Genomic DNA, 13,201 nt, shown 5'->3' with positions numbered 1-13,201 from the left:
TGAAGAATTTTAATCTTCGAGATTCAGGTGTTTGATAATCCGGCTCAATTGCTTTCGCATGTTCGTGAGATGAACCGAACTTGCCAAAGTTTTTAGTGAATCTTTCAGAGGTTGTAAAGGATAGCCACCATATTGACCTGCCTCGGTAACATCATTTGTGACGCCCGAGAGCCCCGCGATCATCACATTGTCCGCGATAGTCACGTGATCTGAAACTACTGCGTTGCCGCCAGCCATAAAGTTCTTGCCCAATTTACTTGAACCTGCGGTCATGAAGCCGCCGGCGATCAAGCTGTTGCTGCCGACATCACAATTGTGAGCGATGTGGCATTGTTTATCGAGTTTTGCTCCGGCGCGAATGCGAGTCTCAGTGAGAGCTGCACGGTCCACTGTTGTGCCCGCGCCAATTTCGACGTGATCTTCGATCACCACAATGCCGATCTGCGGAATTTTCACCGGATGGGAGTCTTTAAGCGGGACGAAGCCGAAGCCGTCGGCACCGATGGTGACCTGTGGGTGGATTTCGCAGAACGAACCAATTTCACAGTACGCTCCGATAAAAGCAATCGGATGGATGATGGTGTTGTGACCAATGTGGGCGTGGGACTCGATCACGGAATTGGCGCCGATGATGCTGTTGTCGCCAATGTGAACCTCGGCACCGATGACCGCACAAGGACCGACGATGACGTTTTTGCCAAGCTTCGCGGTTGGATGAACGCAGGCACGTGGGTGAATGTGCTCCTCTTGCTGGAAACGTTGGATCTTCTTGTCAAACAAAGGTCCCACCGTCGCCATTCCCAACTGGATATTGGGTGTCGTAAAGAAGCACGCGTGGGCTTTCTCGGGAATTTTGAGGCTTTTGTGGGCAATGATGATGGAGGCATTTTGCTTTAATGCGAGCTCCAGTTGATCTTGCTTGCCGACGAAGACTAAACACTCAGCGTTCGATTGTTCTGGTGGAAGGATTTTGAGAACCTTCGCTCCGAGAGGACCTTGAACGTAGGTGAGAACTCCGCCTGGAATTTCGTGAATTTTTGCCGCGCTAATCATAAACACCTCTTTGGTGATGCCTTGCACAAGAGAATCCTATTATTTTTTTGATGTCAAGGGACGGGGAAGTAGTATAAGTGTGCTTATGTTAAGGTATTTTGACCATTCGTAGATCTTCTTGAGAAAAAAGGGAGGGCATTTTCGATGGCAAAGAAAGCTGCCAAAAAAGAAACTGCAAAGCCTGCTGCAAAAGCAAAGGCTAAAACACCTGTTGCGAAAGCTGCAGCAAAACCAGCAGCGAAAGCTCCTGCTAAGGCGGCTGGAAAGCCCGCTCCGGCTCCTACGAAGGCAAAACCTGCTGCGGCTGCGAAGCCCGTGAAGGCGGAAAAAGCTGAGAAGGCTCCGAAAGCTCCGAAGGCAGTTGCTCCAGTAAAAGCGGCACCGGTTGAGGAAGAAAAACCAGCCAAGCCTGCAAAAGAGCCGAAAGCTGAAAAGGTTCCTAAAGAAACTAAAAAAGCAAAAGCTGAAAGACTCGCGGTGGCTGAGGGCCAAGTTCGCTGGGCCGATCTTTATCAGAAATATAAGTCTGAAAAACCTCAGGTTTATAACATGTCTGCTCAATTCGAAGCCAATAAACCGATTCAACACAAGGTTTTGGGTTGGGGATATGTATTGTCGAATGAAAATGATCGCTTGGAAGTGCTGTTTGAGCAGGGGATTAAGATGCTCATCAGTAACTATAAGTCGTAGCCATGAAAATTTTATTGCTTAGCCTCCAAATCTCACCTAAATATTGAGGAGCATGGCAAAAGAAGATTTAGCTCAATTAGATGGTAAGGTTATAGATGCCCTCGCTGGGGGTATCTATAAGGTTCAATTGGACAACAATGTGGAAATTGCTGCAAAGTTGTGCGGTAAAATGCGCCGATTCAATATCCGTGTTGTGGTTGGTGACCGCGTGACTGTGGGAGTTTCCCCATACGATCCAACCCATGGCCTTATCATGTACCGTCACAAATAATTCATTTGATCTCTCTCATTCGTTCATCAAAATAGAGGTATTATGGATCAAGCTCTTCAGAGTTATTTAACTCGTATTGTCCCAACGGTTCCCGCAAAATCTGCAGCAGCAGTTATTGAACTTGCTGCCGAAGGTGCGACCGTCCCTTTCATCGCCCGTTATCGCAAAGAGAAAACTGGCAACCTCGATGAGGTTCAAATCCGTGCGGTGATCGAGGGGCACGAAACTTACAATGAAATCGTTAAGCGTAAAGCGTTCTTGATTAAAGAAATCGGCGAGCAGAATAATCTGACGGCCGAAGTTAAGAAACGTATCGATCTTTCTTGGGATCTTGGCGAGCTCGAGGAGATCTACAAGCCATTCAAGAAAAAGAAAAAGACCAAAGCGACGATTGCGCGCGAAGCGGGGCTCGAGCCTTTGGCAAACTGGATTTGGGACATGGGCCACGGTCTGTTGAAAGACACCGAGACGATGGAGATGAAGGCGAAGAACTTCCTCAATCCAACGGCGAAAATCGTGACTTACGAAGAAGCGCTTAAAGGCGCTCAAGATATCATCGTTGATAAAATTGCCAACGATGCGGATCTTCGCAAGATCGTCAGCACGAACTACATGGAAAAAGGCCGCGTGATTGCGAAAGCAGCGAAAGGCTTTAAACCACACTCAAAATTTGAAATGTACAAAGAGTTCGAAGAGCCGGTGAAGAGCTTGCTCGAATCTAAGAGCTCACATCGGTACATGGCGATGAGACGTGGCTGGCAGGAAGAAGAGCTTTCTGTCGACGTGAAAGGTGATGAAGAAGCACTTCTGAAAACTTTCGTTTCCTATGCGACTAAAAATCCTGACAACGCGATTGGTGATTTCTTGTCCCAGTGCGCGCGTTTGGCGATGAACGTTTACGTTGTTCCTTCTGTGGTGAACGAAATTCATCGTTTATTGAAAGAAAAAGGCGACGAAGATGCGATCAAGGTTTTCGCTGAGAACGTTCGTAAGCTGTTGTTGGCTTCTCCGTACGGTCCGAAGTGCATCTTGGGTGTTGACCCTGGTTTGCGTACGGGCTGTAAGGTGGCCTTGATTGATAAGGGCGGTAATTTCATTTCTCACACCGTGCTTTATACTTTGGGCGATAATGCTGAAGAAAAAGCGAAAGTTCTTTTCAAAGAAGTTTTGAAGCAAATCCAAATCGAGGCGATTGCTGTCGGCAACGGAACTGCTGGTCGCGAGACAGAAGTCTTCTTGAGAAAAATTTTGAAAGATTTGAAGTCAACGATCCCAGTTGTCATGGTGAATGAGTCTGGCGCATCTGTTTACTCTGCGTCTGATGTTGCTCGCCAAGAGTTCCCCGATTTGGACGTCACTGTGAAAGGTGCGATCTCGATTGCTCGCCGTTTGCAGGATCCTTTGGCGGAGCTTGTGAAGATCGATCCAAAATCGATCGGCGTAGGTCAGTATCAGCACGACGTGAATCAGTCTTCATTGAAGAAATCTTTAGAAGCTGTGGTTGAGTCTTGCGTGAATAATGTCGGCGTTGATTTGAACACGGCTTCAACGGCCTTGCTGTCATTTGTGTCTGGTATCGGTCCGGCGCTAGCGAATAATATCGTTGAGCATAGAAAGACGAAAGGTTTGTTCACAGACCGGTCGGAGCTTTTGAAGGTTCCTAAGTTCTCTGCAAAAGTTTACGAACAAGCTGCTGGGTTTTTGAGAATTCATGGTGGTAAAGTTGTTCTTGATAATACAGGCATCCATCCTGAGCGTTACACTGCGGTTCGCGACATGGTTCATGAGCTTGGCGTTGCTATTCCTGATGTGGTCGGCGATGGCGCGAAGAAATTGTTGGCTCTCAGAACAAAATGGGCCGCATTGATCGGTGATTTTACGTTTGATGATATCGTGAAAGAGCTTGAGAAACCGGGTCGCGATCCACGTGATCCGTTCAAGGTTTTCCAATTCCGCGATGATATTTTTGAAGTGAAAGACCTTAAAGAGGGCATGATATGCCCGGGTATCGTGACGAACGTAACGAACTTCGGTGCTTTCGTTGATATTGGTGTTCACCAAGATGGCTTGGTTCATATCAGCGCTTTGTCTAATAAGTTCGTCGATGATCCTCGTAAAGTGGTGAATCCAGGGGATCAGGTGAGTGTAAAAGTTCTGAAGGTCGATAAAGAGAAAAATCAAATCTCTTTGACGATGAGAATGGAAGACACACCTGAACAAAGAGCACCTCGTGATACGAAGTCAGCTCAAGGCGGTGGTCCTCGTCGGGACGGCCCTGGTGGTGGCAGACCTCAGCATGGCGGTGGTGGTCCACGCCGTGATCAACCTCGCCATGACCGTGGCGGTGATCGTGATCAGCGCGGAGGCGGCGGCAAACCAGCCGGCAATCCATTTAATAATCCATTTGCAGCATTACTTAACGTAACCGACAAAAAATAGGGGACAACATGGCAGCTAAAAAGAAAAACAAAAGTGCTCGTCACAAAGCTAAGAGACTTGCTACTAAGAAGAGAATGTACAAAGCTAAGATCCGTAAATAATTCGCGATAGCGGAGAGGCTTAGGGCCGCTGGCCCTCAGCTGAGCTAAAACCCTCTGAGAACCAGAGGGTTTTTTGTTTTTTTGCCTTTTAGTTTTGGCAGGCTGATAGAGCCAAAATCTCTTGCTCTAAATTTTGTCCACTGAACGTGCTTGGGGTCTTGGTTGCATCCCAGTTGCTAAGTACAACATCGCTTGTGCTTGGATTTCGACAGGCTTTTCCCCAGTAGTCGATGAATTCGATATCATGGTTTGCATCGTATTGAACCGAAATCTGAACATTTTTGATGCTGTCAGAGCCGATAATAAAATTGTGATTTTTGAGAACGAGCGGGTATGAGAAAAATCCGTAGTTGCTAATTTTAAACGTTCCACTGCTGATTCTAAGATTTCCATCAAAATTAAAATTGAGGTTGTGGGCTCGGGCAAGGAATTGTCGTTTGGTATCGATATTCACCATGCATCGGTTGTAACCAGGAATCCCATCTGGCACTTCGCTCAGGTTCATTATCAGTCCTTGCGGGTTGTAATATGCTACGCCCATCGCAAGAAGATCGTTGTTACTTGTTGAGCAAGTCGAAAATATGGTGACGTCGGCTTGGACTAGAGTCGCACTGGATTCGTACGTAATACTTGCGAGATTGTCGTCTGAGTCAAACTTAAGAGGGAAGTGATACCAGGTGCTGGTCGTTCTGTCTTTGACCGCTAATAACACTGGATTACTCAGATAGTCGGCGCGCACGACGTTCAGCATTTGCAAAGTTCTTAGATATTGAGAGGTCGACATATTGATAAGCTCTTGTGAATTCACAAGAGCATTGAAATAGCGTGCTGATTCCGAAGTTGCGTGTGAGTTAGGTGGCTGGGCAAACTCGCGGTAAGAAAATTCATGAATCAGAAGAGCTGCTTGATCAATGACAGTCAAGGAGTTCCAGCTATCCAAATCAATTGTATAGCGATGAGGGCTCAAAATACTAGGGTCGCGCTGGAAAACAACTTGTCGCAAATCACAGTCAGGCTCTGGAGTCACCAAACCTACGTCACCGATCGGGTTTAAGTGAATACCCGGAAGAAATTCTGCCTCTTGCTTGAAATCCTCGTACCAGCCCTCATAGAGACTGGATCGATTGGGATTCAGGCGTGAGATTTTTTTCAGCAAGTAATGAAAACGGTCATCCAGAGTTTTAAACTCTGTCGTATCTAAACTCATATTGTGGAGGCCGGAAATATCTCTGAATCGATACTGAAGCTCGTAGAGATCGAGAAGCTGAGTTGGCTTATTTGGACAAGAAATGATGAATCCGCCGTTGCCTTTTTCATACCAGTCTCCACCAGCGTGACTGACAGAGGCCGATAGTAGAATCGCGATAAGGGCTTTCATCATTTTACGGGCTCCTTGGAAAGAGGAAATAATTGAATATTTAATGTATAGACCTGATTGTTTTTGCCCTTAGTTAACATTGTAGCCAATCGGCGGCGGAATTGGCGGATGAGCATTTTCGCCTCGTGCAATTTGCGGTCATCGATCGCCAAGGTGATGGAGCTGACATCGCGCTTTTCGACGGCCACGTTTGGGAGGTGATGTATGATGTGACGGAGAGAATCTTGGTGAGACATCATCAAGAATTGGCTTGGAATATCTTCGGTCGTCGTTAAAGAGCCAGGCTGTTTGACGTACTTGCCGTTAAGATTCTTGATTAGTCCAATACGCTCGAGGCGTTCTAACGACGGAGAGACCAGGTCCAACGGAATCCCCAGACGCCCTGAGATCCACTCTGGATTTGACTGAAAATCCTTCGTCGACATGAGGGATAGAATCGCGAAATGATGCCACTCTACGATGAGCGCGAGTTCGTCGTCTTGTAGACGGCGGGTCGTTGGGTTGCGTTTTGTCTCAATGTCGATTTCACAAAGATGAATGAAATAGGCTTCTTGTTTGGCATCCAGTCCGAGATTCTGAGAAATCTTCTGCGCCATTTTTTTGGTAATTTGGCGCTCTCCGGAGAAATAGTGATTCACACGGCCTGGATTGAGATCAATCAGTCGGGCAAAGGCTCTTTGTGAAAAACGTTTGTTTTTATCTTTTCTAAGATTGTATTGGGTCAGTAAAAACTCGGCGGCTCTTGACATGAAAAAAATTATTTCAGCAAGCAAAGAGACCAGTCAAAAAATAATAATGAAGCTGTTGTTCTGCGGAACAGATAAACTCTGTTCCGTAAATGTGCAGAGACTGGCGAAGATCGATTTCTATTTGCAGCTCACGACGAGGTAAGGCGCTTGATCAGGCTTCTGCTGAAGATCGCGAACAAGAATAACGCTAGAGCCTTTTATCAACTGAATACCGTTCAAAGCAGATTTCATCGCGGCTGTCGTATCATCACTGCAAGAGATACTAACGACACCCGTTTGGCGTTCACTTGTTTCAACTTCCGGTGAGGTCACGATAATGTCTTGAACAATGTTCGAAGCTTTAATTTCTTTTAATTCAAACTTGCTTGGATCAAGGGTCGTGAGGTCGACGGTTTTTGCGGCTTCATTACCAGCACATTTCAATGTCACAAATGGATGGAGACCGGCCGTCGTAGAGCCGTCAGGTAGGACATTATTCAGATCACGCGTAAGAACGGCTTTCGAAGACGGCAAAAGCAAAATGCCATTTCTTTTTGAAGTGATGGAGCTTGCAGGATTGGAATCGCAGCTTACGATCGTGATAGCTGAGATCGCTGTCGAGTGATCTTGGTCCGCCGTCATTTTGAAATATTCAAGCCCACCTTTTTCGCTGATTTCCTTCACAGCCATTTTATCCGAAGCCTCGGGAGCATCGGCTCTCAAGTCAGGGGCGCCTTTTTCAACATCAACATTGCCCATACTATCGGAGACGAAAGGTTTGTATGTTCCTTTGCAAAGGGCTTTAAATTTTTCTTCACGGGCTTCTGGCGCGCAGAAGTTATTAAGTTTTTCGTCTTGAAGGCCCGAGCACATAGCTTCTTTGCTGCTGAATTTGCGAAGCTCTGTATCGCAGCCGTTTTCTTCGAGGCGGTAGGAGTACTTTTCAGAAACAGTTTGGCCATTGACGGTTGTGGTTTCGCTGGTGGTTTGTTGCTGACTGGTTTTTGTGGAAACGTTCTTAGCCGTTTTTGAGTTGGTGCAGGCAACGACCGATACTACGAGGCCAGAAATGAGCAGAGTGGATTTCAGCATTGCGAATTTCATGTTCGTCTCCTTAGGGCATGGCGAAGTTGTCGACAACAGCCCTTTCTTGTCTCTTTTTAGGGGGTTAAGGGACAAATTAAGGGTTTTAAAAGCCGTCGGAACCCTACCATCCAAGCCCTGTGCCAAAATTAGGATGAAAGGCCTCTTGCGGTCCCACGCGGACTCGTTTATATTGAGTTCATAGCCAGTTCGGCTATCGCCACACAGGGAGGGCCTATGATTGCAGTACAAATCAATTCAATGTCGGTCCTCTTTGCGTTCTAGGATCTCAAACCAGAGATTTTTAATTTAAACAATTTGAGTTCTCAGAAGCTAAGACGACCTTAAGTTATTTCTATTTTCAATTTTAAACTTAAGGAGTTTTGCTTGAAGCAAAGCAATTTAGAATTCCGCCTCGCGTGGGGTTGGAATGATTTTTTTGAAAAACAATTAAAAGACTCGGATCAGATTATAGGCCGGGTTGTTGGAGAAGAAAAAGACCGTTGGCGGGTGCAGGTTTCTGCGACGGCAACGGTGTGGTCGGAGTTGCCGGGAAAGTATCGCTATCAATCGCACTCAAGAATGGATTTGCCATCCGTCGGCGACTGGATCTCTTGCAAGTATGAAGAGCACCAGGCGGTGGCACTTGTGCAAAAAGTTTTTGCCCGGAAGTCCTGTATGTACCGCAAAGCGGTTGGCGGCGGCGGTGCTGCGCAAATATTAGCGAGCAATATCGATTTTGCTTTTATCCTGACGTCAGTCAATGCGGATATGAATATCGCGCGGCTTGAACGCTATGTGAGCCTGGCGTGGGACAGCGGTGCGATTCCGGTTCTTTGTGTGACCAAAGCGGAGCTTTCAGAAAACCTGGAAGATCTGCTTGAGAACTTACGAGGTGAATTTCCCGGAATCGGAGTGCATGCGTTCAGTGTGAAAGAGAAAATCGGTTTGCAGAATTTGGATCCTTACATTGCCGCGGGAAAAACGGTGGTCTTTGTGGGGTCTTCCGGTGTCGGAAAATCGACTCTGACAAATCATCTTTTGGGAAAAGATGTGTTGCAGACGCAGGAAATCCGCGAGAGCGATGATCGCGGAAAGCACACGACGACGGCGAGGTATTTGTTTCCAACGGATAACGGAGCTTTTGTTATTGATACGCCGGGAATGCGTATGCTGTCGCTAATGGATCAGGAAGACGGAGTTGATACGCTGTTTTCTGATTTAGCGGAACTTGAAAACGCTTGTCGTTTCGGAGATTGCCAACATCGGACGGAGCCTGGCTGTGCTGTGTTAAGCGCGCTTGAAAACGGGGCGCTCGACGAAAATCGTTGGAACCGCTATCAGAAACTAAAGCGGGAACTTCAGCGAAAACAGATCAGCGAGGACCGCGTAAAGCAGCGACAGGCCAGGGAAAAGCTCAAGAAGCAGCAGAAAGAAATGTACGAGCATATTAAAATGAAACGCCGTTGAGGTCCGGAACTGAGAGAAAAAATATTTCCCCGCTAGACAATAAGGAATTTACCGGATAGCGTGGAAAAATCTTTAGAGAGGAGAGCACCATGATTCTAATGCAAGTTAGATTGCAAATTAAAATGCAAGTTCGCATTGAAGCTATGTCGGCCTCTCTTCTCTCTCAGTTCTAAAGGCCTCATTAGTTCCAAATAATAGCGATCAGACCTTTTGTTTCTTTCACAATTTAAGTTTTATGCGCAGTTGCTGACGGCAGCTGCATATCCAGAATGGATTTTTATGGATTTCTTTAGGAAGTTATTTTTTACCCAAGCTGTGCCGTTGATCAAAAAGGCCAAGCTCCAGCATATCGAAGAAAATGATATGTTACCGCTGCCGGATTTGGTGAACCCACGCTCAATTCAAGTACCTGTGAACGAGATTCGCTGGGATTCTCCGTGGTCTCACTTGATGTCTTTGATTAAAGTCCAAAGACGTTTTGTGATTCCGGGATATACCTGGTACGGGCTCAACGCGGTTTTCTCTTTGTCGACACCTGTGTTGGTGCATCACTTTGTCGGTTTGATTTCAAAAGGTGTCACGCAAGAGAATTTAGTTGAGGCGGTCATTGTTGGCCTTTTGCTGGGCTTCTGCGGTTTTGTTTCGGGCTTTTGCTTGCAGCATTTCTTTCACAATACTCTTCGCAGCTATCAGGTATTGACCAATGTTCTGAACGAGAAAATTTTTACTCACAGTTTGAAGCTGAGTCAGAATGCGCGCCAGAAGAATCAACTGGGCGATATCGTAAACTATATGAGCAGTGACAGTGACTCGGTTGCGGATTGGCCGATCATTTTCGCGGACTTCATCATGTCTATATTAATGATGACGGCCGTGATTGTGATGCTTTTCTATTATATCGGCTGGTCGGCACTGGCAGCGTTGATCGTGCTCTTTACGCTGGCCCCGCTGACGAACTATGTAGCAAAGCGCTTTACGAAACTTGATGAAGAGATGATGGCTCATCGCGATCATCGCGTGACTCTGATTACGCAGGCTTTGAATGCGATTCGTGTCGTGAAGTATTTTGCCTGGGAAAAAAGTGTCTCTAAAGAGGTCACGGAGATTCGCGAGAAAGAATTGCACAGCCGTCGCCGCTTGGCGCGCGCGGAAGTGATTGCAAGCCTTGGTTATCTGGCGGTTTCAACGTTTGTGCTTTTTGTCGCTTTGGCGACGCACGTTTTGCGTGGGCAGACTTTGGATGCGGCTTTGATCTTTACTTGTATCTCTTTGTTCGGATTACTTGAAGGGCCATTTGGCGAGTTATCGCGTTTGATTTCTCGCGCGACAGCGGCGAAGGTTGGTGCCACTCGTATATTGAACTTCTTAAAGCAAGAGGAAGTTCCGAATTGGCAAAAGCAATTGGATACCACGGGTGCGTCTGTGGGTGTTGAAATGCATGATCTGACCTTGGTGTATCCGGGGACGGAGCGCGCGGTGTTGAGACATTTGAACTTGAATGTTCCTGCGGGCAGCTCTGTTGCCATTGTAGGTCCAGTCGGTTCGGGGAAGAGCTCGATTCTCAATACGCTCTTAGGTGAGATGCAACTGGCGTCGGGAGGATTTAAATTCACCGGTTTGCCTGAAAGCGTGAGTCCGCGTGTCGCTTATGTGCCGCAAGAAGCCTATATCGTGAATACGACATTGCTGGAGAACCTTCAGTTCGGTGAGAACGTCACGAAAGAAGAACTTCGCCGGGCGTTGCATAACAGCTGTCTTAGTCAGGACTTGCGTCAATGGAAAGGCGGACTGCGCACAGAGATCGGTGAGAAGGGTGTGAATCTTTCCGGCGGTCAGAAGCAGCGTGTAGCCTTGGGTCGGGCGTTCTTGAGTAAACCTCAGGTGGTGTTGCTGGATGATCCTTTGTCTGCGGTGGATGCCGATACTGAGAAGCTTTTGTGCGAGCGTTTGATCTTTGGTGCATGGAAAGATGTCACCCGCGTTGTAGTGACTCATCGTTTGGAATTCTTGGCGCAGTTTGATCAAGTCATTTTCATTGAGAATGGCGAGATTAAGGGCCAAGGGACGCTTGAGCAGGTTAAGAATAGCTGTCCATCCTTTGTGACTTTCTATGCAGAGCACGGGAAGTCCCATGGTGAGGGTGATATTGCTGTTGCAACAGCTGACGCCGGCACGGAAGTAGCGGCTTCGAAAGTAGATGACGAATCTGAAACTCGCGTGACCGAGGATGAGGATCGTGAGAAAGGCGCCGTGAAGGGCTCCGTTTACTGGGATTATATTCTATCATTGGGTGGTGACGGTAAGTACACGCGTCCGTTGATTTTGCTGGCTCTGTTTATTGCAACTTGTGCTGTGAACTTTTTGCCGCTCATTCAGAAGGCGTGGTTGTCTTACTATTCATCTCATCAGACGGAGTGGATGGCTCTGACAGCTGTGGGTATTTACGGCTTGATCGGTTTGGCGTTGCTTGTGCTGACGTTGCTCGATCAGCTCTTCTGGCTCGCGCGTGGTATTCGTGCTGGTCAGAATATTCACAATAAAATGCTTCATAGCGTACTACATGCGCCGGTGCGATTCTTTGACTCGACTCCGGTGGGACGTGTGTTGCAGAGATTTTCACGTGATATCGAATCTGTCGATGTCTATTTGCAGTGGATGTTTAGTGCTGCGGTTAACTGTGCGATGCAAGTGGTTGTGTCGCTCGTGCTGATCTTGGGTTTGATGCCGATGATGATTTTTGTGATAGGTCCTGTGATGGCGTTGTATTATCTCTTGCAGAGGGATTATCGTCGTCCTGCACGTGAAGCGAAACGTCTCGACAGCGTGGCGCGCTCGCCTCGCTATGCTCACTTTAAAGAGAGCTTACAAGGGCTTGTCGTCATCCGCAGTTTCAATAAGCAAGATTGGTTCATGAAGAACTTCTACGACAAGCTCGCGCACAGTCAGAGAATGTTCTATTCGCATTATATGTTGAATCGTTGGTTCTCTTCGCGCATTCCGCTTGTGGGTGGGGTGATTGCGATGGCAACAACTGTGGGTATTGCACTTTCTGCTTACTCGGGTGTGATGAGTGCGGGAACTGCCGGGCTTGTGACGTTATACTCACTTTCGTTCTGGGGATACTTGAACTGGGGCGTGAGAGTTTTTGCCGATATCGAATCGCGCATGACTTCGATTGAGCGTCTAAAGTTCTTTGCGAATCTTCCGGCAGAAAAAGAGACTGTCAGAAAATCGTCTGAAGCTTTGCGTCCGACTTGGCCGGAGTTTGGTGAAATTAAAGTTGAGAATTTGCAGGTTCGCTATGCAGAGCATTTGCCGTTAGTGCTTAAAGGCATCACGTTTGATGTTGCCCCAGGTAGTCGTGTTGGGATCATTGGGAGAACAGGCTCAGGCAAGAGCACGTTCTTTCAATCTCTGTTCCGCTTTATTGAGGCGGAACAGGGAACAATTGCGATTGATGGTGTGGACATTGGGACAGTTCCATTAGAAAAACTGCGCCGCAATCTTGCAATCATTCCGCAAGATCCCACATTGTTCCTTGGAACCATACGGAACAACTTGGATCGCTTTAATGAGTATTCTGACAAAGATGTGACTGAAGCCTTGAAACACGCGTCCATGTGGGAATATGTGGCGAGTCTTCCGCAAGGATTGAATTCGCCGGTGACTGAGAGCGGCCTCAATTTAAGTCAGGGGCAGCGTCAATTGTTGTGTTTAGCAAGGGCTTTGCTGACCAAAGCGCGTGTGATCGTGATGGATGAGGCAACAGCGAGCGTCGATGTGCAGACAGATGCATTACTACAGAAAGTCATCAGAAGCGCGTTTAGCGGAGTGACTATGTTGATTATCGCGCATCGCCTAGGGACCGTCGCGGACTGCGATCAGATCGTGGAGATTTCCGCAGGCGAAGTAAAATCAGTCCGACGTCCAGGAGAATGGACGCGGCAAGAAATCGAAGAGAGTTTGGTGTAAGCTCTTTCTTCGTATA

General features: G+C 47.2%; 9 protein-coding genes. 5 read left to right on the top strand and 4 right to left on the bottom strand.

Annotated features, from left to right (window positions below; translation table 11 throughout):
- Positions 1–9 precede the first annotated feature (9 nt).
- Positions 10–1,053, bottom strand: a complete 1,044-nt coding sequence (gene lpxD / locus JSU04_12640; GenBank protein MBS1971153.1) for a UDP-3-O-(3-hydroxymyristoyl)glucosamine N-acyltransferase — start codon at positions 1,051–1,053, stop codon at positions 10–12.
- Positions 1,054–1,197: 144 nt separating this feature from the next.
- On the opposite strand from lpxD, the gene JSU04_12635 reads away from it, so the two are divergent.
- From JSU04_12635 to JSU04_12625, 3 genes are read left to right on the top strand one after another with little or no spacing between them, the layout of a single operon-like run.
- On the top strand, positions 1,198–1,743 hold the full coding sequence (locus tag JSU04_12635) for a hypothetical protein (GenBank protein ID MBS1971152.1): 546 nt from the start codon (positions 1,198–1,200) through the stop codon (positions 1,741–1,743).
- A gap of 52 nt (positions 1,744–1,795) precedes the next feature.
- Positions 1,796–2,014: a translation initiation factor IF-1 gene (gene infA, locus JSU04_12630; protein MBS1971151.1), complete on the top strand. Its 219-nt coding sequence runs from the start codon at positions 1,796–1,798 to the stop codon at positions 2,012–2,014.
- 42 nt (positions 2,015–2,056) lie between these two features.
- Positions 2,057–4,453, top strand: a complete 2,397-nt coding sequence (locus JSU04_12625) for an RNA-binding transcriptional accessory protein (protein MBS1971150.1) — start codon at positions 2,057–2,059, stop codon at positions 4,451–4,453.
- 189 nt (positions 4,454–4,642) lie between these two features.
- Here JSU04_12625 and JSU04_12620 read toward each other — a convergent pair whose 3' ends face one another.
- From JSU04_12620 to JSU04_12610, 3 genes are all read right to left on the bottom strand, one after another.
- A complete protein-coding gene (locus JSU04_12620) occupies positions 4,643–5,935 on the bottom strand; it encodes a hypothetical protein (GenBank protein ID MBS1971149.1) in 1,293 nt (430 codons plus the stop codon).
- Complete coding sequence (locus tag JSU04_12615) at positions 5,932–6,681, bottom strand: TIGR02147 family protein (protein MBS1971148.1); 750 nt, start codon at positions 6,679–6,681, stop codon at positions 5,932–5,934. Before JSU04_12615 ends, JSU04_12620 begins: the two co-directional genes overlap by 4 nt.
- Before the next feature lie 117 nt (positions 6,682–6,798).
- The gene (locus JSU04_12610) at positions 6,799–7,764 is read right to left on the bottom strand and encodes a hypothetical protein (GenBank protein ID MBS1971147.1); all 966 of its coding nucleotides are present in this window, start codon (positions 7,762–7,764) and stop codon (positions 6,799–6,801) included.
- Between the two features lie 366 nt (positions 7,765–8,130).
- On the opposite strand from JSU04_12610, the gene rsgA reads away from it, so the two are divergent.
- Together rsgA and JSU04_12600 are read left to right on the top strand one after the other, a co-directional pair.
- Positions 8,131–9,213, top strand: a complete 1,083-nt coding sequence (gene rsgA / locus JSU04_12605; GenBank protein ID MBS1971146.1) for a ribosome small subunit-dependent GTPase A — start codon at positions 8,131–8,133, stop codon at positions 9,211–9,213.
- A gap of 279 nt (positions 9,214–9,492) precedes the next feature.
- Positions 9,493–13,185, top strand: coding sequence for an ATP-binding cassette domain-containing protein (locus JSU04_12600; protein ID MBS1971145.1), 3,693 nt, complete (start codon positions 9,493–9,495; stop codon positions 13,183–13,185).
- The last annotated feature ends 16 nt before the right edge of the window (positions 13,186–13,201 follow it).

The sequence above is a fragment of the Bdellovibrionales bacterium genome, from assembly GCA_018266295.1.
Taxonomy (GTDB): domain Bacteria; phylum Bdellovibrionota; class Bdellovibrionia; order Bdellovibrionales; family Bdellovibrionaceae; genus JACMRP01.
The sequence above is the reverse complement of the archived record's forward strand: the minus strand, read 5'-3'. Positions and strand labels throughout refer to the sequence as shown.

Coding starts and splice junctions, on each gene's coding strand:
- JSU04_12635 (MBS1971152.1), top strand. CDS start 1,198: ATGGCAAAGAAAGCTGCCAAAAAAGAAACTGCAAAGCCTGCTGCAAAA.
- JSU04_12610 (MBS1971147.1), bottom strand. CDS start 7,764: ATGAAATTCGCAATGCTGAAATCCACTCTGCTCATTTCTGGCCTCGTA.
- JSU04_12625 (MBS1971150.1), top strand. CDS start 2,057: ATGGATCAAGCTCTTCAGAGTTATTTAACTCGTATTGTCCCAACGGTT.
- JSU04_12615 (MBS1971148.1), bottom strand. CDS start 6,681: ATGTCAAGAGCCGCCGAGTTTTTACTGACCCAATACAATCTTAGAAAA.
- JSU04_12600 (MBS1971145.1), top strand. CDS start 9,493: ATGGATTTCTTTAGGAAGTTATTTTTTACCCAAGCTGTGCCGTTGATC.
- JSU04_12620 (MBS1971149.1), bottom strand. CDS start 5,935: ATGATGAAAGCCCTTATCGCGATTCTACTATCGGCCTCTGTCAGTCAC.
- infA (MBS1971151.1), top strand. CDS start 1,796: ATGGCAAAAGAAGATTTAGCTCAATTAGATGGTAAGGTTATAGATGCC.
- lpxD (MBS1971153.1), bottom strand. CDS start 1,053: ATGATTAGCGCGGCAAAAATTCACGAAATTCCAGGCGGAGTTCTCACC.